This window comes from Arthrobacter oryzae (assembly GCF_030812315.1).
Lineage (GTDB): Bacteria > Actinomycetota > Actinomycetes > Actinomycetales > Micrococcaceae > Arthrobacter > Arthrobacter oryzae_B.
The window spans coordinates 493,246-513,624 of sequence record NZ_JAUSSM010000003.1 but is presented as its reverse complement, the minus strand read 5'-3'; the positions used below and the strand labels follow the sequence as shown (position 1 = coordinate 513,624).

Below are 20,379 nucleotides of genomic sequence, written 5' to 3'. Positions count from 1 at the left end.
GGAGGAAGGGTGAATATGTCCGGAGATCGCGAGGAAGGCGCAGAGGCGGGTTTGACGCTCGGAGCCGATGGAATGCTCCGGCTGAGATGGCCCCGGGGCGCGGTGATAACAGCTGCGGATGCGGAGCGCGCCATGCTCAAGGTGAACCAGCTGTGCGGAGATGACCGGCATCCCATGCTGGTGGACATGGCCACAACAGCGGACGTGAGCCGAGGCGCCCGCGCCGTGTTCGGCCGCCCGTGCCAGGCATCCCGCATCGCATTGCTGGGGACCTCGCCGGTTGACCGGGTACTGGCCAACTTTTTCCTGGGCATCAACGCGGTGCCGTGCCCCACTAAGTTCTTCACATCCGAGCGGGACGCCCTGGCATGGCTCGCTTTGACCTGATTCCCGATTCGCCTTGATCCTCTGGGCCCGTTCGTCCTTGAGGCCAACGCGCGTGTCACCTATATCGCGTGCACTTATATTGGGACCATGCTGTCCGCCCTAAAAAAATATCTGATGGTTCCCAAGCTCGTGCGGCTATCCGCGGGGGCACCCCGGGACCATCACGTGGCCTGGGACCGGTTCTGGTCCAACGTGAAGGCCACCGGCGCCGCGGGTGACGTACTTTGGGATGCCGGTACCGAGCACGAGATGCTGGGCTACGTGGACATGCTGCGCCTCCACCTGGACACAAGCCTGCCTGTGGTGGACATCGGCTGCGGCAACGGCAGCTTCACCCGCCGGCTGGCCCGGCACTTCCCGCATGCCGTGGGCGTCGACGTCTCAGCCCATGCAGTCCGGCGCGCCCGTGCGGAGTCTGCCGGAGTGCCGAACGTTTCCTACGCCGTCCGGGACATGACGGCTGCCGGCTCCGGAAGCGGACTGGACGGGGAACTGCTCGCTCTTGGCGCTGACAGCGGGGCCAATGTCTTCATCCGCGGCGTTCTCCACGTCCTGGGCGAACGCGACCGGTACGCCCTTGCCGAAAACGTCCGTGCCATCGCGGGAGCGCGCGGCCGGGTATTCCTCGCCGAAACGGACTTCCAGGGAAACGCCGTCGACTACGTGTCACATCTTGGCGCTACGATCCGGTCCATTCCCGCCCCGCTCGAGGGCGCCATCCGCGGACTGCCGATGCCCGGACACTTTGGCCCGAAAGAGCGGAACCTTGCCTTCCCCGCCGACCGCTGGGAGCTGATCGAAGATGGTCCCACCACGATCGAAACGGTGCCCCTGTCCAATCCCACCCGGGCAGACCTCATCCCCGGCTACTTTGCCGTGCTGAGGGCCCGCGGCTAGGTGGCCCTGGCCCAGCCTGCCTGGCCGCCGCCCCATGAGTGCTAGCCGCGGCCCATGCTCGTTGAAGGGTCGCCGTCCGCCTCGGAGGGATCGGCCCGCAGCTCCCCGGGGTCCGGGGCAGGAAGACCTCCGGGGCCCGGTACGTCCTGCCGGGCGGCGGCGGTTGTGCCCAGGCCTGGATTTTCACCAGGGTCCGGATTGTCGTCCGGCGCCGGGGTCCCGTGTGGGTCGTCGAGCGGCGGAACGTCGCCCGGCGGGGCCGGTGGCTGCTCCGGCGGCGTGCCCGGCGGGTTCTCCGTTGGATCCACCGAGTCCGTGGCGTTGGAACCTTCGCTGATGGAGGAATGAACGCGGATCTCCTCATTCGGATCGCCGGGATCCGGCGCATGGCCGTCGTCGGTTCTTTCGGCCGTGCCCGCCAGGTCCTCCACTGCGTTCTTGGCAGCTTCTCCGATGCTGTCTCCGATTCCCATCGACGTACTCCTCCCATTCGCCTCCGGCGCAAGCCTGAGGGCGCCAGTCGTTAATCCAGATTTATCAGCATGCTTACGATTAGTCCAGAGTCCGACGGCGGGTCGGGAGTTGGGATGCCCTAGTCCAGGGCCCGACTGCCCGCCGGAGCGCGCCCATCAGGTACCGAGTTCCACCATCAGGGCGGGCAGCTCATCGGCAAGTTCCCGTGCCAGGTACCCGAGGCTCCCGAGGCGGCTGGCCAGCCGGTCACCGGCGGCAGCATGGAGGTGTGTGCCCCAGCAGGTGGCCTGGGTATCCGAGGTGCCCCTGGCCCGCAGTCCAGCGATGGCACCGGCCAGGATGTCACCGCTGCCGGACGTGCCCAGGCCGCCGTAGCCGGTGGTGATTTCCCATAGACCGCCGCTCGCCTGGCTATCGCCATCCTTCCGGGCGCTCTTGGTGTACCCGGCCGGGACGGCGATGACGCCCTGGCAGCTCACTACCGCCCCGTAACGCTCGGCTATTTCTGCAGCGTCCTGGTGCAGGTTGTTGACGTCCCGCCCCAACAGGACTCCGGACTCGGTAATGTTCGGGGTCAGGATGAGCCGCCCGGCCCACGGGCCGAGCTCGTCGAGGAGCTCCGGAAGGCAGCCTAAAGCGTAGGCATCGAGTACCACGGCAGGTCGGCCGTCGGCGGAGTCGCCGCTCCCGGAATCCAGTTTCAGCAGCTCCCTGAGGAGGGATGCGGCCTCGCCCATGTCGTCCAGTCCCGGCCCCACCAGGACTGCCGCGGCTTTCTCCAGTTCTTCAGCCAGGGCGGACACGCCGGAACCCCGGACGGCGCCACCGTCCGTTTCGGCAAGGCCCACAACGCCCGCCTCCGGCAGGGCAACCGCCACCTGTACCGCCGTAGACCCCGCCACCCCCAGCGTGATGCGTCCGGCACCTGCACGAAGAGCCGCTGTGCCGGCCAGGAGTGCGGCTCCGGGCGTCTTCCGGGCGCCCCCGATCACCAGCACCGATCCGCGGTCGTCCTTGCCGGACCCGCCGCCGGGAAGGGGCCAGTCCCGCAGCAGCGTAGGGGTAACGGGGACGGCTGCGTCCGCCCTACCTTGGGTGGACATTGGCGTCTCCTCCATGCTCGGTCACCGGCACGCCCTCGCTGACCAAGTGGTCGGCCATGTTGAAGCTCTCCAGGATCCACGGCCCCGCTCCGTCGGGCCGCACGAACCGGGTGAGCGAGGCGTTGAGAACCGTGGACGTGGCGGCAATATCCAGGATTTCCGGTTCTGTCAGTCCTTCGAGAATGTAGCGGAAGAGCAGGATCAGGGCGTCGTGGCACACCAGCACCACCCGATCGCTGCCCGGTTGCCGTTCGAGGTCGGCCAGCAGGGAGCGGAGCCGAAGCACCACGTCGGCCCAGGACTCACCGCCCGGCGGCCGGTAGTAGAACTTTCCCAGCCACCGGCGTCGCGCCGCTTCCTCGGGCAGCCGGGTTTCCACGCCCGAGGAGGTCAGCATGTCCAGGATGCCCAGTTCCCTGTCCCGGAGCCGTTCGTCGATGAGGATGCCTGCTGGCCATCCGCCGGTTTTTACGGCGAGCTCGGCCGTCTGGCGGGCGCGGACGTAGGGCGACGACCATACAGCCGCGGACCGCCGCTCCTCCGGAAAATCAGCGAACAGCCGCCCAAGGGCCAGCGCCTGTTCGCGCCCTGTGGCGGAAAGCTCCACATCGGCATCCCGGGCCGGGACTTCAATGACCTGCGCTCCGGCCTGTCTGGCCATCGTGGCGGCCACGTTGCCTTGGCTCTCGCCGTGGCGCACCAGCAGAAGCTCGGTCAGCCCCGTTCTCATGAGACCTCTTCCGGAAGGAGTTCGGTCGTCGGATTGCGGCATTGCTACCCCCTTGGTCCGGGTCCGTTCCCAGGCCCTATTCGTGCACTCATTGGCTGCCGATGGCTCAGGAAGGCCCACGTTACTACTGCCCGTGCGTCCTTGTCGCGGCCATCAGGGACGGCTAGGCTGGCCACCCACCAGCTGGCGCGTCTTCCCACTCCCCGACGAACGGACGAAACCATGAGCAGCTACCACCCGGAGAACGACCCTTCAAATCCGGACAAGCCCCACAGCGCAGGACACGCGTCGGGCCAGCCCGGCGGGGAAGAAGCGGAGGAAAAAGACCGGACGTCCAAGGATCCTGCAGCCACCGCGAACCCTGACCCGTTGGAGGGCAACGTCACCGGGTTGGAGCCCGGTGGCGGCGTGCCCCCTGGCGAAACGCCCCCGGCTGAGGACTCCATGAGCGGGGACCAGGGTCACGAGGAATAGCTGAACCGGCCCCGGGGAAGACTATCCTCGACGGATGAAGGGTGCCGAAGCAATAGACGTCGAGGCCGGAGGCCTGCGTGGACGAATGTATGCCTCGCGCGCCAGCTCAGCCGTCCCGCCGGAGTCAGCCGCACAGCCAGTCGCGCCGGAGCCAATCGCCGGGGCCGCCACTGGCGCCCCCGCGACGGTGGTCCTCGTCCATGGAATTGGCGTCTCCCACCGGTACCTGGCCCGGCTGCACCAGGTCCTGGCCAGGACGGTGGATACGATTTCCATCGACCTTCCCGGCTTTGGATCCGCCCCGCATCCGGACCGCCAGCTCACGGTCGCGGACCACGGGGCGTTTATCCATGACGTGCTGGACCGGGCCGGAGTGGGCCGCCGTGTCCTGGTTGGCCATTCGATGGGCGCGCAATTCGTCCTGGAGGCGGCCCTGCAGCGGCCGGAGCAGGTTCCGCACGTGGTGCTGATGGGACCCGTGGTGGACGTCCGGAACCGGACAGTGCTGCGCCAGATGCTGGCGCTGACCAAGGATGCGCTCCTGCACGAGACACCGGGTTCCAACGCGGTGGTTTTCAGCGATTACCTGCGCTGCGGCCCGCGCTGGTACCTCAAGCAGCTCCGGGTCATGATGAGCTACCGGACCGAGGACCGCATCCGCAGGCTGAACCCGCCCGTGATGGTCCTCCGCGGCGCCTCGGACCCCATCGCAACGGGCGAGTGGTGCCGGGTCCTCGCCCGCCGGGCACCTGCGGGCAAGCTTGTGGAGGTGCCGGGCTGCGGGCACGTGGTCCAGTACACCGGTACGGTGCAGGTGGCAGACGCCATCACCGCCTTCGCGGGGCTCCCCGGCTCCGGGACGGCGCACGAGGCCCTGAACCGTCACTAGGTCCGGCTCGGCTGAGCCGCTTCCTTACCGAGGCGGCTTCCTTACCTGGAGGCAAACGCTTTCCGACGGATGCTGGCAGGATGGACCCATGCGCATTCTCATCGCTCCGGACAAGTTCAAAGGATCACTGACCGCGGCCCAGGCTGCCAGCGCCATCGCGGAGGGGGCGCTTCGCGTCTATCCGGACGCCGTGGCCACCCAGTTCCCGGTTGCCGACGGCGGGGAAGGCACCCTCGAGGCCGCCGTTGCCGCTGGCTACGAGGAGCGGCTGAACGCCGTCGTCGGTCCCATCCTGGCTCCAATCGGTGCGGCCTGGGCCATCCGGAAGGACGCCTTCGGCGGTGCAACCGCCGTGATTGAAACTGCCCAGGCCTCCGGCCTGGCGCACATGGAACCGACGCCCGCGAACGCGCTGCGCGCCCACAGCTACGGCTGCGGGCAGCTGATCGCTGCCGCGCTGGACGCCGGGGCTACGGAGATTGTGCTGGGTGTGGGCGGATCGGCCATGTCCGACGGCGGCAGCGGCGCTTTGCGTGCCCTGGGCCTGAAGCCTGTGGACGCCGCCGGAAACGTGGTTCCCCTGGGCGGCGGTTCCCTGGCGGACGTTGTCCGTATTGACGTTTCCGGACTGGATCCCCGGCTCGCCGCGGTTAAGATCCGGATCGCCGTGGACGTCCAGAACCCGCTGTTCGGAAACGACGGGGCAGCGCATGTCTTTGGCCCCCAAAAAGGGGCTGACGCGGACGCCGTGGAACTGCTCGACGCCGGCCTCCGCAACTGGGCGTCCGTGCTCCGGCAGGCCACCGGGCGCGACGTCAACGTTCCCGGAGCCGGAGCGGCCGGCGGGTTCCCGGCGTCGTTCCTGGCGTTCAGCGGCGCCACTTTGGAAGGTGGCTTTGCCCTGGTGGCTGGCCTGACGGGTCTGGCCGGTCAGCTGGCCGACGCCGATCTGGTGATCACGGGCGAGGGCTCCATGGATTCGCAGTCGCTGACGGGGAAGGCCCCGATTGCCCTGGCGGATGCGGCACGCGAACGGGGCATTCCGGTGATTGTGGTGGCCGGACGCATCCTGGTCACCCCGGAGGACCTTGCCAAGCACGGAGTGGTGGCCGCCGCACAGTTACTGGACGTCGCAGCCAGCCCGGAGGACGCCGTCGCCAACGCGGCCAAGTACCTCGCCTGGGCCACCAGCCAGGTCCTCGAAGGGGCCTGACGGGAGCGGTCGCTCGGCCGGGCCGCTAAGCGCCGGTTTCGTAATGCGGTTCTGCCACGGGCTTGGACTCGGGTGAGCCCCGTTCGCGCAGATAGACGGACGCGCCAACCAGGACGGCCACGGCCAGGAATTCGCTTTGCCAGTTCTGGAAGGACTCAAACCAGAAGCGGCTCGTGGCGAGGTATCCGAGCAGCGTGACGCCGGGCTGGCCGTGGCTTTGCTGTTCCTCGCTGTACTCCTCACTGCCGCCAATGGCGTGGAGGGCGAAGGATGCCAGGAACAGCAGCAGGAACAGGATTGATAGCGAGTGTTCGTAGAGCTTGAGCACCAGGCCCCCGCGGCGCACCGGCCAGGGAGTGGCGGCTTTCACCGTGGCGTCCCGCGGATCCTGGTCCTGCGGCGCCGTGCGGCCCATCGGTTTGGATTCGGAGGAGCCCTTTTGGAAGAGGAAAACGGTCAAAATGACGTACATGCCCATCTGCAGGAATTCCGATTCCCAGTTCTCGAATGTGGCCTCAAGAAAGGCCCCGGTGGCCAGGTATCCAGCGATACCCACCGCCGGCTGGCCGTGGGCAACCTGGTCTTCGCTGTAGTCGCTGGCACCGCTGATAATCATGCCTCCGAAAAAGACGGCGAAAAGCCCGATATTGACCAGCAGCAGCCCGTGTTCCTTTGCCCACTTCTTCATGGCGCCTCCCGGTGGAATGGATCGAACTTGGCCGGAATTCAATCTTTGGCATACCGGCTACTTCTTTGTTGCCCGCTTATGGAGCCAGATCGGAACGAAAACGAGCAACAGGATCATCACCGCGAGAAGTCCTCCGCCTGCGAGGAGCCCCGCATCCCGTCCGGCGGTTACGTCGAAAACGAGTGACGCCGTCCCCGCGCTGAGGAGCGCGACACCGGCCAGCGCAACCTTCGCAATCCGGTCCGCGCTCGCCACGAGCGTTGATTTCAGCTGCTTCCGGAAGAGCCTGCGGTGCACGCTGACCGGGAGGAGAATGACGGCGGTGACGAGCGCGGCGAGCAGCACGTTGGTCAGGTACAGCCCCACCTGGTAGTCGTCCAGTGTCTCGAACCGCTCTTGGAACGGAATGGTCAGGAGGAAACCCGCAAGGATCTGCACACCCGTCTGCAGTACGCGCAGTTCCTGGAGCAGTTCCCCCCAGTTGCGGTCCATCTGCTGGTTGACGGACTCGTTCCTGCCGTCCCCAGCTACTGCGTCACCGTCCGACATGGGCTCACCTCCCGGCCTCGCACGCCACGGCGCGCAAACTAACTCTCAACCTAGGCTTGAAGCCTCACAATTACAAGCAATGCTAAGTTTGCTGACTAATTTGTCCAAAACGGTGGACTTGCCCATTTCGCTGGGATAGTTTCGAAGGGCCGGTTGCGCACCGGAACCGATGGAAAACCGACACGCAGGCGAGGTGGACTATGACTGATCCCGGTAAGAAGCAAGACCAGCCCACGGACCCGCGGGGCGGATACCACTCCGGCCCGTTCCCCGAGCAAGTGCAGGAGCAGCCGGGGCTTACGGCGCCCATGGAACCCCAGCCGGACCATGGCGAAGAAAGCTATGAGGGGAGCAATGCCCTCGAGGGCAAAGCGGCGCTGATAACCGGAGGAGACTCCGGCATCGGAAAGGCCGTGGCCATCGCGTTCGCGCGTGAAGGCGCCGACGTCGCAATCTCCTACCTCCCCGAAGAGGAAGACGACGCCCAGGACACCGCGGCATGGATCCGCAAAGCCGGGCAGAAGGCGTTGCTGCTCCCGGGGGACGGCCGCTCCGAAGAGTTCAGCACCAAAATCGTGGAGGACACGCTCGCGGAGTTCGGCCGGCTCGACGTCGTTGTGCTGAACGCGGCGTACCAAAAGAACCGGGACAGCTTTGAGTCCCTTCCCACCGAGGAGTTCGACCGGGTTTTCAAAACCAATCTGTACTCCCTGCTGTGGACGGCCAGGGCTGCAGTGCCGCATCTGAAGGCCGGCGCGTCGATCATCACCACCGCCTCCATCCAGGCATTCAACCCGTCGCCGGGACTGATCGACTACGCCATGACCAAGGGTGCGCAGGTTGCCTTCACCAAGGCCTTGGCCCAGGAGTTGGGACCCAAGGGCATCCGGGTCAACGCCGTTGCCCCCGGCCCTATCTGGACGCCGCTGATTCCCGCCACGGAGTGGCCGGAGAAGCTGCCGAAGTTCGGCCAGGACACTCCCTTGGGCCGGGCGGGACAGCCGGCCGAGCTCGCGGCTGCCTACGTTCTTCTCGCCTCGGACCACGGCTCCTACATTTCCGGGGCAGTCCTTCCGGTGACGGGTGGCAAAGGACTCTGACCCGTTGCGGCGCGTCGGGGCATCCCGGCACCAGGCGCTGCTGACTTTTCCATTCAGACCCGACCAGCCAGGAGGAATGACATGACGAACGACAGCCAGGGAACCCCGATTGAGGAGGAAGGCGGTTACGGTACGCCGACAGTCGAGCAGGAAACGGGCGGAGCGGACACCAGGAAGTTCGCCCAGCCCCGCGAGGAAGAGGCGTTCGACGCCGCCGGCCTGAGCCAGGACAGCCCGGACGGCGAAACCTATCCGGCCGGAGCGCCGGACCTCAGCCAGTTCGGCGCGGAGGACCAGGACAGTGCAGGCGAACCCGGAGCAGGACGCTTCGGAGGAACGGAGGATCAGTTGAAGGCAGAGAACGAAAGCACCGACCCCGGCTTCGAGGACAGTGCGGCAGCAGATGCGGGAGACGCGGCAGTGCCGTCCGCGGAGGCGGAAATGGACGAGTCCAACACTGAGGATCCGGACGCGGGGCGTCCGTTTTCCTCGGAACCCAACCAGGACGCGGCGGGAATCCCCGACGGCAGCGGCACTGATTTGCCGGACAGCAAGGCCCCCAGGGACCGCGACGACGACACGTTCGACGCCGGCTAAACGGCCGCCGTCGTCCGCCCGTCCAATAGGACTGTGCCCCGCGGCGCTGCAGCAGCCGACGCTGCAGCGCCGCCGTCGTGCGGCACTATGACCTAGCTTTTCGCGGAAGCGGGCTCAACCAGCGGCGTGTCCGTGTGGAATGCCCCGGGTTGGCCGCGGGCCGGCGCTGTTCCGGTGATTGCTCCTACGGACGCTTTTTCGGTGCCCGCTTGGCCGCGGCGTTCATGGCGGCCTTGACCGCAGGCGGCAGTCCGGCCTGCTCGGTCTCCGGTTCAGCAACGCTGCCGCGGGCCTTCGCGATCGCCTTCATGCCGTGGTAGATCACCAGTGCGGCGGCGGATCCCAGGGCGATGCCGGTGAACGTCAGTTCGCCGATGGTCCAGGTGTAGTCGGCGATGCCGATGATCAGGGCCACCGCGGCCGTGGTCAGGTTGACGGGGTTGGAGAAATTGACTTTGTTCTGGACCCAGATCTTCACGCCCAGGATGCCGATCATGCCGTAGAGCATGGTGGCGGCACCGCCCAGCACCCCCGCTGGAACCGTAGCGATCAGTTCGCCGAACTTCGGGGAGAAGCTGAGGATGACCGCGAAAATGCCGGCCACCCAGTATGCCGCCGTCGAGTACACCTTCGTGGCTGCCATGACACCGATGTTTTCGGCATAGGTGGTGGTTCCCGAACCGCCGCCGAAGCCGGCCAGCACGGTTGCGGCGCCGTCGGCCATCAGGGCGCGGCCGGAGACGCCGTCGAGGTTCTGGCCGGTCATCGCGGACACGGACTTCACGTGGCCGATGTTCTCCGCAACCAGCACCAGCACCACGGGAACGAAGAGGCCCACCACACCGAGGTGGAACTCCGGGGTCTGGAATTGCGGGAGGCCTACCCACGCTGCCGCGTCCATCTTGGCGTAGTTCACTTCACCGCGGACCATGGCCACGAGGTAGCCCGCCACCACGCCTACCAGGATGCTCAAACGGCCCAGGATGCCCTTGAACAGCACGCTGACCAGGATGATGGTGGCCAGGGTGATGACGGCCGTCACGGGGGCTGCGTCGAAGTTGTTTTTTGCGGCGGGGGCGAGGTTCAGTCCGATCAGCGCCACGATGGCGCCGGTGACGATGGGCGGCATGAGCCGGTTGATCCAGCCGGCCCCAAACTTCTGGACCACGGCGCCGATGACGGCCAGTCCGGCGCCGGCGAGCACGACGCCGCCCAGGGCGCCGGGGACCCCGAACTGCTGCTGGGACGCCATGATCGGGGCAATGAAAGCAAAACTTGAGCCGAGGTAGCTGGGCACCCTGCCCTGCGTAATCACCAGGAACAGCAGGGTTCCGATGCCGGAGAAAAACAGCGTGGTGGCCGGCGGCATGCCGGTGATGATGGGCACCAGGAAAGTGGCGCCGAACATGGCGACCACGTGCTGCATTCCCACTCCGATGGTCAGCGGCCAGGTAAGCCGTTCGCCGGGGGCTACCACCTCGCCTGGGCGAACCGACTTTCCGTTGCCGTGGAGCTTCCATTTGGTGCCGAGCATGCTCATGGCCGGGAGCCTTTCAAGAGAAGGTATCGCGGGAGGGGGAAGGAATCTTCCGGAGCAACATTACCGCGCAGGACGCCCCGGCGAACCGCTGTGCCGAAGGTCACGCGCAGTCACGGGAAGAGGAAGGATTCGCTTGAAGTTGCAACTATGGATAGCAGAACCGCCGGCCACCCCGGGCGAGCGGGTCCCAGCGAAAGGTATGCAGATGACAATCGCACATGAAGAAGCAGTGATCGACGCAGCAGCGGTGGACGCGATTTTCGCCGAAGCCCGCACGGCCAACGCCTTTACCGGCGAAGTCACTGATGAGCAGGCCCGCGCCATTTACGAACTCACCAAGTTCGGTCCCACGGCCTTCAACTCCCAGCCGCTGCGCGTGACGTACATTCGCTCCGACGAGGCCCGCGCCCAGCTCGTGGAGACCCTCTCGGCAGGCAACCGGGCGAAGACTGCCTCGGCGCCGCTCGTTGCCGTGCTCAGCTACGACACAGCCTGGCAGGAACAGTGGGACAACTTCCTGCCCGGCTATAACGCACCGAAGGCCATGTACGACTCCGCGCCCGAGCTCACGGCAACCACGGGCAACAACAACGCCCACCTGCAGGCCGGATACTTCATCCTGGCTGTCCGCTCGCTGGGGTTCGCGGCCGGTCCCATGACCGGCGCGGACTTCTCCGCCATCGATGCAGCGTTCTTCCCTGCGGGGGACCAGAAGAGCTTCCTGGTGGTTAATATCGGCCAGCCCGGTCCTGACGCCTGGGGCGATGCGAAGCCGAAGTTCGCATACGAGGATGTGGTCCGCACCGTCTAGCGGTTGCGGTTACGCAGAGAGGCCCCCGGCACGATGGGGGACACGCCGGAGGCACTCTGGGCAACATTTCTGCAGGTAAGTGCACGGCATGTGTCCGGGGCCACTTCCCATTTTAGTCGAAATTGCCAGTCTGGCTACTGTGCCCCGGCCGCCCGCGCGGAGCGGCGCAGTGGCACACTGGCCCTATGCGGAACCTGATTCTGGTGGCCTTCATCGAGTCCGTCGCCGAGGGGCTCGTGTTTCCCCGCGACGACTGGCCCCTGCACATCACCCTGGTGCGGTTCGACGTCGATGTGAAGCACGACGACGGCATTAAGCCCGACGACGGCGGCGGCCAGGACGCCGGCCTCGCCGACCGTATTGCCGGGCTGATTGACCGGTCCATCCGGGCGGCCCTCGGCACCCGGCTCACCATCGGCGACGACGCCGGCTTCGGCCGGCTGGAATCCGTCCCAGTCAATCTCGTGGAGCCGAGCCCGGCCCTGCAGGAGCTTCACGAGTCACTGATGGAAACCGTTGCGGGGCTGCCGGGGCGCGTGCCCTCGCCGCATTACACCATGGACAGCTACCGGCCCCATGTGTCACACCACGGTGACAAGCACACCCGCCCGGGGGACGTCGTCGTGCTGGACCGCGTGGCGCTCGTGGATATGGCGCCGGACGGAAACCATTCGGTCCGGCGCATCCTCCACCTGTGGGAACTTACGAAATAACTCCGTCAACCAGGGCCTTGGCTTCAGCCTGGACCTGCTTGAGGTGGTCTGCGCCCTTGAACGACTCGGCGTAGATCTTGTAGACGTCCTCGGTCCCGGAGGGCCGGGCAGCGAACCAGGCGTTCTCGGTGACGACCTTCAGGCCGCCGATTGATGCGCCGTTACCCGGAGCCTCGGTGAGCTTCGCCGTGATCGTTTCGCCGGCCAGGTCCGTGGCGGTGACGTCGGACGGCGAAAGCTTGCCGAGGGCAGCCTTCTGCTCGCGCGTGGCGGCGGCGTCGATCCGTGCGTAGACCGGGTCACCGAACTGGTCCGTGAGCCCCTTGTACAGCTGGGAGGGCGACTTTCCGGTGACCGCGGTGATTTCCGAGGCCAGCAGGGCCAGCAGGATGCCGTCCTTGTCGGTGGTCCAGACGCTGCCGTCCATCTTGTTGAACGAGGCGCCGGCGGATTCCTCGCCGCCGAACGCGCCCTCGCCGGAGAGCAGCCCGGGCACGAACCACTTGAAGCCGACCGGCACCTCGACGAGCTTGCGGCCCAGGCTCTCGGCCACCCGGTCGATGATGGAGGAGGAGACGAGGGTCTTGCCGATCACCGACTCCGGGTTCCACCCGGTGCGGTGGCGGTAGAGGTAGTCGATGGCGACTGCGAGGTAGTGGTTCGGGTTCATCAGTCCGCCGTCCGGCGTGACGATGCCGTGGCGGTCGGCGTCGGCGTCGTTGCCTGTGGCGACGTCGTACGCTGCTTTGCCGGAACCGGAGTCGGCCATCCGGTTGATCAGCGAGGCCATGGCGGACGGCGAGGAGCAGTCCATCCGGATCTTCTCGTCCCAGTCCAGCGTCATGAAGGCCCACTGCGGGTCAACGGTGGGGTTGACAACGGTGAGGTTCAGGTGGTGCCGTTCGCCGATCTCGCCCCAGTAGTCAACGGACGCGCCGCCCATGGGGTCGGCACCGATGCGGACGCCGGCTTCGCGGATGGCATTCAGGTCCAGCACAGAGGGGAGGTCATCCACGTAGCTGCTGAGGAAGTCGAACTTGCCGGTGGTGTCCGCGGCCAGGGCGTCGGCGACGGGAATGCGCTTGACGCCGCGGAGCCCGTTCTCGAGGAGCTCGTTGGCGCGGTTGGCGATCCAGCCGGTGGCGTCGGTGTCCGCGGGGCCGCCGTGCGGCGGGTTGTACTTGAAACCGCCGTCGCCCGGCGGGTTGTGGCTGGGCGTGACCACAATGCCGTCGGCCTGCGGGGCGCCGGCGGGGGAGTTGTTGTTGTGCGTGAGGATCGCGTGGCTCAGGGCCGGGGTGGGCGTATAACCGTGGCGGGCGTCGATGAGGACGTTCACCCCGTTGGCAGCCAGCACCTCCAGAGCGGAGTTCTGCGCCGGCTCACTGAGGGCGTGTGTGTCCTTCGCCATGTATAGCGGGCCGGTAATGCCCTGGCCGGCACGGTATTCCACGATGGCCTGGGTGATGGCCACGATGTGGGGCTCATTGAATGACGCCTTCAGGCTGGACCCGCGGTGCCCGGACGTGCCGAACGCAACGCGCTGGCCCGGATCGCTCAGGTCGGGAGAAACATCGTAGTACGCATCAAGGAGCGCAGTGAGGTCAACAAGGTCTTGGGGTTGGGCAACTGTGCCCGCGCGGCTAGCCATGGCACCAGCATGCCAGACGACGGCGGGACGCAACACGCTTTTGTCCGGAATCCGGCCCCTATGACGCCGAATTTCACCGGGCATTTACCAATTCATTCCTATTCGCATTTAATTCGCGGCAGTAATTGGCCGGGAAAAAGCGAGTGGTGGCGCGAAAAGTACCTATATACCGGCCGTCGCCGGGCTGCTAATTTCTAAACAAATTACGACGGCGGACCCTCCTCCGCCGTCAGCGTTGCGGCGAATCCAAGGGGACATCCAATGGCGGCAGGGGACGGAGCGGCAGAACAGTCACGGCTGGCGGCCGAGCGGATTGCCCGGCTGAAGCGCCAGCTGGACCACGCCGAACGCGCGGCCGACAGCTGGGGCGCCGGTGCGGACGGGGAGCGCCGGACCGCCAACCGGCTCAGCCAGCTGACCCCGCACGGCTGGTTCCTGCTGCACGACGTCCATTGGCCCGGCCGTCCGCTGGCCAACCTGGATCACGTCCTGGTGGGACCGGGCGGTGTGGTGGTGGTGGATGCCAAGAACTGGTCGGGCAACGTCGAGGTCAGGGACGGGGTGCTTCGGCAGAACGGCTACACGCGGAATCCCGCCGTGGACGGCGCCCTGGGGCAGGCGGCCGCAGTGGCTGCACTGCTCAGCCCGCCCCACCGGCACCTGGTCCGGTGCATCATCTGCCTGACCGGCCAGCCCGACCTCGGGGAAGTGACGGAATCCGGAGTCGAGGTGCTGGGCATCAACCGTGTTGTTGCCCGGATAGCTGCGCTCCCGGCAGCGCTGGATCAGCAGGCGGTAGTGGGCGTCTACTCCCAGCTGGGACAACAGCTGACCCAGCCCCAGTCGTCCGCGGCCCATACCTACCGCGGGACCCCCGGCGAGGGCCCGGCGCGGTGGCCGGGGCCGAACGCGGTGCGGCCCCCGCACCAGGAGACGAGGTATCCGTCGCCCCTTCCCAGCCGCTATCACGGTCCCGCGGCCGGCAGCACAGCGGGCTGGCTGTCCCAGACACACCCGCGGCGGCCTTCGCAGTACTCCGGGAGCCAGTACGGTAAGGGCCGGAACCGCAAGAGCACAATCGCCGGCGGCTTGTGGAGCCTGCTGATCCTGGGGATCGTGGCGTTCTCGCTCTCGGCACCGCTCTGGGCCCGGTAGCCATTATTTGTTGCATGCTGTGGCATCGCGGCTGCATTGCAGATGCATTACGGGTGCCGCCGGGGACGCGCTTCCGGCCGGCGCGTTGGTAGGCTGGTTAAAGCCACTCAAAAGGGGATTTTCCATGACGAACCAGCCTGCCCCCGGCGATGAGGGGACACCACAGGGCTACCAGCCGCCGTCGTACATTCCGCCGCAGGGGCCGCAGCCCATGCCGCCCAATAATCCGTATGGGCAGCCCGCCGGACCATACGGACAGCAGTCCGCACCGTACGGGATGGCCTATGGCCAACCGTCCTACTACGGGGTGCCGCCGGAGCCCAAGAGCCTGAGCATTGCCAGCCTGTGCTGCGGGATCGCGGTATTCCTGGGGCTGGGGATTTTCATCCTGCCGCAGATTGCGGCCGTCGTCCTGGGCCACATGGGATACCTCCGGGAACCCGCAGGCAGGGGACTGGCCATTGCCGGGTTGGTCCTTGGCTACCTCGGGCTTGCCCTGACGGCCATCGTGCTGACGTTCATCGTGGTGGCCATCTTCGCCGCAGCCAACGCCGGCTACGGCTTCTGACCGGCGGGCCGGTCAACAAGCCGCCTCAATTCGGCAGCACCCGGTCAGTCCGTCAGGGCCCGCACCAGGCGGGTGGCATTTGCCTCGAGCCAGGCAGCCCGTCGCTCAATGAGTCCGCCCACGCCCTCGTCCCACATCCGCGCCCAGCCCCCGCCCAATGTCCGGGCGTTGTGTTCCATCCGCTCGTACGACAAGCGGACGGCGTTCACGCCGAAGCCCGGCAGCCGCCGTCGTTCGTCCCGGGTCCAGCCGTAGGCGTCTGCGAAAATCCGGAGCCGCCGGAACGGATCCAGCTCCTCCCAGCCGGGCCAGGCATCTGCCGGGTCCCTGAGCGCCACCCAGTGCATTGCAGTGTTGAAGGAGTCCTTGAGGGCCGTGCTTGGCCCCGCGAGGTCGAAGTCCACCAGGCCGGCGGCCAGCCCGTCCCGGACCACCACATTCTGCGGCGTCACATCCAGGTGGCAGACCAGCTCGGCGGGGTCGCCATGCACGGTGTCCTGCCGGACCGGCCGGGGAGGAAACGGATGTGCCACCGGCACGAACCCTGCGGAAGCGTCGTGCAGCCGGCGGACCAGGCGGCCCACGGACGCGAGGAGGTCCTCCGACTGCACCCACGGTTCGGGCACCGCGCCGGCGCAGTCCCCGGGCACGAACGTGAGGACATCGCGGCCTTCCGGGTCACGCCCGAGGAACCGCGGCGAGCCCTCGAAACCGGCGTCCTCCAGCCAGTCGAGGTAGTCGGCCACCGCGAAACTCTGCGGTTGGTGCGGGCGGCGGATGGTTCCACCCACCCGCACCACACCTTGGGTGACGTCGCCCGCGGGCATGCGTTCGACGTCGGACGCCTCGCCGGCGGCCGGCCGGTAGAGGCGGGACTCGACCGGACCCTGCGTAGCCTGCGGGCGGTGGTTGCTCACCGGCTCAGCGTACGCCGCCCATGAGCTTCCGGATCGCGGGAGAAGCCACAGCAAGGCCGACGGCAAGGACCAAGGCCGCGCCGCCGATGCCCGCAAAGTACGGCAGCTCGTCGGCGGGGTTGTACAGGCCGGCGAGGATGCCGGCCAGTGTGGTGCCGAGCGAAACGGACAGGAAAAACAGAGCCACCATCTGCGTGTGGAAGGCCTGCGGTGCCAGTTTGGTGGTGACGGACAGCCCGATGGGGGAGAGGAAGAGCTCCGCGAGCGTGAACAGGAGCAGGATGCCCGCGAGAGCCAGGAGTGGAGTCTTGCCGCCGCCGGACAACGGGATGAAGGCCAGGAAGGCCAGGCCCATCACGAACAGGCCGATGGAGAACTTCAGGGCCGATCCGGGCTGCTTGTGGCCGAGACGTGTCCACAGGGCCGCCATGACACCGGCCAAGATGATGATGAACACCGGGTTGATGGACTGCACCCAGGCGGCCGGCATTTCCCACCCGAACAGGTTCCGGTCCAGCTTCTCCTCCGAGTAAACGGCGATGAACGTGAATTGCTGCTGGAAGAGCGCCCAGAACGCTGCCGAAGCGATGTACAGCGGGATGAACGCCACCACGCGCTTGCGCTCCGTGCCCGTCACCTTCGTGCTGCGGAAGATCAGGCCGAAGTACAGCACGGACGCTCCGATGGCCGCGTACGCCATGGACATGGCCAGGTTTTCGGCGTTCACGGTCCCGGTGGCCAGGAGCACGGCCACCGCGGCGGCAATGCCCAGGAAGATCAGCCCGTAGCGGGTCCGCTCCGCGGCCGGCAACGGACTGGGCACGTGGTGTGCCGCTTCGGGGAGATTCTTGCGTCCCATTGCGTAGATGCCCAGGCCCAGGGCCATGCCGACGGCGGCGGCGCCGAAGCCCCAGTGGAACCCCTGGCTTTCCTGCAGCCAGCCCGTGACCAGCGGGCCGATCAGTCCGCCGGCGTTGATGCCCATATAGAAGATGGAGAAGCCGGCGTCGCGGCGTTCATCCTTTTCCCCGTAGAGGGTGCCCACCAGCGCGGTGGCGTTGGCCTTGAGCCCGCCTGAGCCGACGCCCACCAGCACCAGGCCGGCGATGAGGCCTGGAATGCCCGGCACGAGTGCCAAGGCAATGTGGCCGGCCATGATCAGGATGGCCGAGCCGAACAGGACCCGTTCCGATCCGAAGAGGCGGTCAGCCAGCCAGGCGCCAAGAATGGTGGAGAGATAGACCCCGCCGCCGTAGGCGCCCACCAGGCCTGCGGCCAGGCCCTGCTCGATTTCGAGGCCCCCCTGCGCGGCGGTGAAGTACATGTAGTAGAGGAGGATGCCCTGCATGCCGTAGAAGGAGAAGCGCTCCCACATTTCGACGGAGAAGAGGCTGGCCAGCATCTTTGGGTGGCCAAAAAAGGAAGTATCGCCCGGCGTTGTAGCGGGGCGTTCGGATAAATGAGTGATGCTCATTTACTCAAGGGTGGCACCCGAGTGCGCGATTGTCACATTCCAGCAGGCAGGAAGCAAGGCAGGCACGCGGTGCAGCAGGCCCGCCACGGCGGGCGCTGCCGCGTGCTGTTGCTGGCCTGCGCCGCCAGCCCTAGAAGCCGATCTGGGCCGCCACCTGAAGCAGGAGGGCTTCGGATCCCATGGGTCCCACCAACTGGATCCCCATCGGCAGGCCGGTGCCGGGTGAGCCTCCGGTCCAGTGGACGGGAATGCTGATGGCGGGCAGGCCGCACACGTTGACCATGGAGGACCAGGGGGCATATTCGCACTGCTTCCGGTAGTCTCCGTCGGCGTCGCCCGCCCATTCCGCCGCCGGCCAGTAGCCGTCGCCGTGGGAGGAACCCGTAAACCAGCCGACGGGCCGCGGAGTCTGGGCGAGTGCCGGCATCAGGAGCAGGTCCCACTGGGCGTACTGCGCAATGGTGTCCCGCTCGAACTGCCGCAGGAATCCCAGGGCCTCGTTCAGCTTGGACACACTCCGTTGCTGTGCCCGCCGTCGGAAGGTGCGGGTGAGTGGGGTCAGGAGCGCCTCGCGCTGCGGCGCTATCCGGGCATTTCCCACGCCGGCGGTCCACGCTGTGGTGAAGGCGTCCGGGTACCGGTTGTCATACCGGACGGCGGCTTCGGCAGTGGTGTGGCCCGCCGCCTCGAGCAGCCGGATGCCGGCGGCGAGGGCATCCATGGCTTCAGTGTCCGGAGTGAACGGGAAGATGGCCTGCCAGGGGCTGTCCAGGCTTACCCCGATCCGCAGTCGGCGGGGCGGCCGGGACGCGGCCGCGTACACGGACGCGAGGTAGTGGCCCGCGCCGCTGTTGTCCCTGTGCCCGGTCGTGGCCGCGTCGCTTTCCCTTGGCGCTGCTTCCAGCGCCGCGGCCGGTGCCGTTTCGGGCGCGGACACCAGGGCGTCGAGCATCAGGGCCGCATCCTCTGCGGTCCACGCCAGCGGGCCGGCTACCACCAGCCGGGCCGGGTCCCCGGTGCTTTCACCAGCCGGGACGAGTCCGCGCCCCGGTTTCAGGCCCACCAGCCCGCAAGCCGCCGCCGGAATGCGGACAGAGCCGCCGCCGTCGGACCCCGGCGCGAACGGCACAAGTCGGGCAGCAACGGCCGCGGCGCTGCCGCCCGAGGAACCTCCCGAGCTGCGGCTCAGTGCATGGGGATTGCGCGACGGCGGAGCGATCAGGTTCTCGCTGTAGGCGGTCAGACCGAACTCGGGGACCTGGGTCTTGCCCAGCGAGACGACCCCCGCCCCCTTCAGCACCGCTGCCAGCGCACCGTCAATAGGTGCAGGTTTGTGGTCCAGGGCCGCACTGCCGTGGGTCGTCACCACGCCCGCAACGTCGGTCAGGTCCTTGAACGCCACCGGCATGCCGTGCAGCAGGGGAAGCTCCCCCGGCGAACGGGAGTGCGGAGACTGGGCGTAAAGTGCATCCGCACGGGCGGCGTCGGCCAGTGCCCGCTCCGCGGTCACCGTGATGAAGGCCCCCAGGCCGGGATTCCGCGCGTCGATCCGGGCTAGGAAATGCCCGGCCACCTCCCTGGCGGAGAGCTCTCCCGAGCGCAGGGCGTCACGGAGCCCCACCGCGGACAATTCGTGGATATCAGCCAAGGAAACGTGGCTCCAGCCGCTCTTCGGCTGCAACGGCAGCGCCGCCAACAGTCTGCCGGGTGACGCGGTACGCCCCTTTGCCTGGCACCTCGCTGACCGCCTCCACAAGGTCCGTGCCGAAGTAAACCAGCCCCACGCCGTCGTCCGTGCAGTGGGTTTCACCGAGCGTGCCGTCTGCTACCAGCCGGTGCACCAGCGGACGGCGCTGGTCCTCGGAGTCGTAGTGCACGCCATTGGCGAACGGCAGGAAGCCCAGGGCATTGGTCACCGGACGCAGCTGCGGGCCGAACGAATCCGTGGTGCCGCCCTGGTACCAGCAGATGGACCCTGCCGAGACCCCGGCGAGGACCACGCCGCCTTCCCACACCCGCCGCAGGATTTCGTCGAGGCCGTGCGCCCGCCAGATGGCCAGCAGGTTCACCACCGAACCGCCGTTGACCCACACCACGTCCTGCTCCATGAGGTGGGCTTCCGGATCCTCGATACTGGGCATGGTGAACAGGTTCAGGTGGCTGAAATCGAAGCCGGCGATCCTCGCAGCCTGGTCCATTTCGGCGTTGAACCAGCGCTGGTCGCCCGCGGCGGTGCCGACATGGGTGACGCGCGGGGCGCGCCCGGTCACGCCGGAAAGCTCGACGGCGTGATGCAGCAGTGCGTCAAACTCCAGCCGTGAACGCCGGCCGGCCTTAATTCCGCCGGACGTGGCCAGGATGGTGGGCTGTTGGGCTGACATCGAAGATTCTCCTTTGCGGTCCCCTCGAGCGTAACGTGCCTCCTGATTCGGAGCTGCCCCCTCCGGCG

At 67.2% G+C, this 20,379-nt stretch carries 22 protein-coding genes; 11 read left to right on the top strand and 11 right to left on the bottom strand.

Going from position 1 to position 20,379, the window contains the following annotated elements; all coding sequences use genetic code 11:
- Positions 1-15 precede the first annotated feature (15 nt).
- Together J2S97_RS09205 and J2S97_RS09200 are read left to right on the top strand one after the other, a co-directional pair.
- Entirely contained in the window at positions 16-387 is a 372-nt protein-coding gene (locus tag J2S97_RS09205; RefSeq protein WP_307048544.1) for a DUF7793 family protein, read from the top strand.
- An 87-nt stretch (positions 388-474) separates the two neighbouring features.
- The gene (locus J2S97_RS09200; protein WP_307048542.1) at positions 475-1,284 is read left to right on the top strand and encodes a class I SAM-dependent methyltransferase; all 810 of its coding nucleotides are present in this window, start codon (positions 475-477) and stop codon (positions 1,282-1,284) included.
- 41 nt (positions 1,285-1,325) lie between these two features.
- Here J2S97_RS09200 and J2S97_RS09195 read toward each other — a convergent pair whose 3' ends face one another.
- From J2S97_RS09195 to J2S97_RS09185, 3 genes are all read right to left on the bottom strand, one after another.
- Positions 1,326-1,757, bottom strand: coding sequence for a hypothetical protein (locus tag J2S97_RS09195; protein ID WP_307048540.1), 432 nt, complete (start codon positions 1,755-1,757; stop codon positions 1,326-1,328).
- Positions 1,758-1,913: 156 nt separating this feature from the next.
- Complete coding sequence (locus J2S97_RS09190; RefSeq protein WP_307048538.1) at positions 1,914-2,861, bottom strand: NAD(P)H-hydrate dehydratase; 948 nt, start codon at positions 2,859-2,861, stop codon at positions 1,914-1,916.
- A complete protein-coding gene (locus tag J2S97_RS09185; RefSeq protein WP_307048536.1) occupies positions 2,845-3,591 on the bottom strand; it encodes a histidine phosphatase family protein in 747 nt (248 codons plus the stop codon). The genes J2S97_RS09190 and J2S97_RS09185 overlap by 17 nt, the downstream gene beginning before the upstream one ends.
- A 222-nt stretch (positions 3,592-3,813) precedes the next feature.
- On the opposite strand from J2S97_RS09185, the gene J2S97_RS09180 reads away from it, so the two are divergent.
- The 3 genes from J2S97_RS09180 (at position 3,814) to J2S97_RS09170 (ending at position 6,167) form a co-directional block, all read left to right on the top strand.
- Positions 3,814-4,065, top strand: coding sequence for a DUF6480 family protein (locus J2S97_RS09180; RefSeq protein WP_307048534.1), 252 nt, complete (start codon positions 3,814-3,816; stop codon positions 4,063-4,065).
- A gap of 34 nt (positions 4,066-4,099) precedes the next feature.
- Positions 4,100-4,954: an alpha/beta fold hydrolase gene (locus tag J2S97_RS09175; RefSeq protein WP_307048532.1), complete on the top strand. Its 855-nt coding sequence runs from the start codon at positions 4,100-4,102 to the stop codon at positions 4,952-4,954.
- A gap of 88 nt (positions 4,955-5,042) precedes the next feature.
- Positions 5,043-6,167 carry a glycerate kinase gene (locus J2S97_RS09170; protein WP_307048530.1) on the top strand — a complete coding sequence of 375 codons (1,125 nt, stop codon included), beginning with the start codon at positions 5,043-5,045 and terminating at the stop codon, positions 6,165-6,167.
- A 25-nt stretch (positions 6,168-6,192) separates the two neighbouring features.
- On the opposite strand, the gene J2S97_RS09165 is transcribed toward J2S97_RS09170, so the two are convergent.
- Positions 6,193-6,855, bottom strand: a complete 663-nt coding sequence (locus J2S97_RS09165; RefSeq protein WP_307048528.1) for a DUF6766 family protein — start codon at positions 6,853-6,855, stop codon at positions 6,193-6,195.
- Between the two features lie 57 nt (positions 6,856-6,912).
- The gene (locus tag J2S97_RS09160; protein WP_307048526.1) at positions 6,913-7,404 is read right to left on the bottom strand and encodes a DUF6328 family protein; all 492 of its coding nucleotides are present in this window, start codon (positions 7,402-7,404) and stop codon (positions 6,913-6,915) included.
- Positions 7,405-7,604: 200 nt separating this feature from the next.
- Here J2S97_RS09160 and J2S97_RS09155 point away from each other — a divergent pair, with 200 nt between their 5' ends.
- Both J2S97_RS09155 and J2S97_RS09150 read left to right on the top strand, forming a co-directional pair.
- Entirely contained in the window at positions 7,605-8,504 is a 900-nt protein-coding gene (locus J2S97_RS09155; RefSeq protein ID WP_307048524.1) for an SDR family oxidoreductase, read from the top strand.
- Positions 8,505-8,585: 81 nt separating this feature from the next.
- Positions 8,586-9,101 (top strand): hypothetical protein, encoded by a 516-nt coding sequence (locus J2S97_RS09150; protein ID WP_307048522.1) that lies wholly within the window; start codon positions 8,586-8,588, stop codon positions 9,099-9,101.
- Positions 9,102-9,285: 184 nt separating this feature from the next.
- Here J2S97_RS09150 and J2S97_RS09145 read toward each other — a convergent pair whose 3' ends face one another.
- Positions 9,286-10,641: a uracil-xanthine permease family protein gene (locus tag J2S97_RS09145; protein ID WP_307048520.1), complete on the bottom strand. Its 1,356-nt coding sequence runs from the start codon at positions 10,639-10,641 to the stop codon at positions 9,286-9,288.
- A 205-nt stretch (positions 10,642-10,846) separates the two neighbouring features.
- On the opposite strand from J2S97_RS09145, the gene J2S97_RS09140 reads away from it, so the two are divergent.
- Positions 10,847-11,452 carry a malonic semialdehyde reductase gene (locus tag J2S97_RS09140; protein WP_307048518.1) on the top strand — a complete coding sequence of 202 codons (606 nt, stop codon included), beginning with the start codon at positions 10,847-10,849 and terminating at the stop codon, positions 11,450-11,452.
- 185 nt (positions 11,453-11,637) lie between these two features.
- On the top strand, positions 11,638-12,165 hold the full coding sequence (locus tag J2S97_RS09135) for a 2'-5' RNA ligase family protein (protein WP_307048516.1): 528 nt from the start codon (positions 11,638-11,640) through the stop codon (positions 12,163-12,165).
- On the opposite strand, the gene pgm is transcribed toward J2S97_RS09135, so the two are convergent.
- Positions 12,155-13,816, bottom strand: coding sequence for a phosphoglucomutase (alpha-D-glucose-1,6-bisphosphate-dependent) (gene pgm / locus J2S97_RS09130; protein WP_307048514.1), 1,662 nt, complete (start codon positions 13,814-13,816; stop codon positions 12,155-12,157). The two genes, J2S97_RS09135 and pgm, sit on opposite strands and share 11 nt — an antisense overlap.
- A gap of 261 nt (positions 13,817-14,077) precedes the next feature.
- Here pgm and J2S97_RS09125 point away from each other — a divergent pair, with 261 nt between their 5' ends.
- Both J2S97_RS09125 and J2S97_RS09120 read left to right on the top strand, forming a co-directional pair.
- Positions 14,078-14,971, top strand: coding sequence for a nuclease-related domain-containing protein (locus tag J2S97_RS09125; RefSeq protein WP_307048512.1), 894 nt, complete (start codon positions 14,078-14,080; stop codon positions 14,969-14,971).
- Positions 14,972-15,095: 124 nt separating this feature from the next.
- Positions 15,096-15,539: a DUF4190 domain-containing protein gene (locus tag J2S97_RS09120; RefSeq protein ID WP_307048511.1), complete on the top strand. Its 444-nt coding sequence runs from the start codon at positions 15,096-15,098 to the stop codon at positions 15,537-15,539.
- A gap of 44 nt (positions 15,540-15,583) precedes the next feature.
- On the opposite strand, the gene J2S97_RS09115 is transcribed toward J2S97_RS09120, so the two are convergent.
- The 4 genes from J2S97_RS09115 to J2S97_RS09100 all read right to left on the bottom strand — a co-directional run bounded on the left by J2S97_RS09115 (position 15,584) and on the right by J2S97_RS09100 (position 20,311).
- On the bottom strand, positions 15,584-16,456 hold the full coding sequence (locus tag J2S97_RS09115; RefSeq protein ID WP_307048509.1) for a phosphotransferase: 873 nt from the start codon (positions 16,454-16,456) through the stop codon (positions 15,584-15,586).
- A 4-nt stretch (positions 16,457-16,460) separates the two neighbouring features.
- Complete coding sequence (locus tag J2S97_RS09110) at positions 16,461-17,930, bottom strand: peptide MFS transporter (RefSeq protein ID WP_307048507.1); 1,470 nt, start codon at positions 17,928-17,930, stop codon at positions 16,461-16,463.
- A gap of 130 nt (positions 17,931-18,060) precedes the next feature.
- A complete protein-coding gene (locus J2S97_RS09105; RefSeq protein WP_307048505.1) occupies positions 18,061-19,578 on the bottom strand; it encodes an amidase in 1,518 nt (505 codons plus the stop codon).
- Positions 19,571-20,311 (bottom strand): Type 1 glutamine amidotransferase-like domain-containing protein, encoded by a 741-nt coding sequence (locus tag J2S97_RS09100; protein ID WP_307048503.1) that lies wholly within the window; start codon positions 20,309-20,311, stop codon positions 19,571-19,573. The genes J2S97_RS09105 and J2S97_RS09100 overlap by 8 nt, the downstream gene beginning before the upstream one ends.
- Between the last annotated feature and the right edge of the window lie 68 nt (positions 20,312-20,379).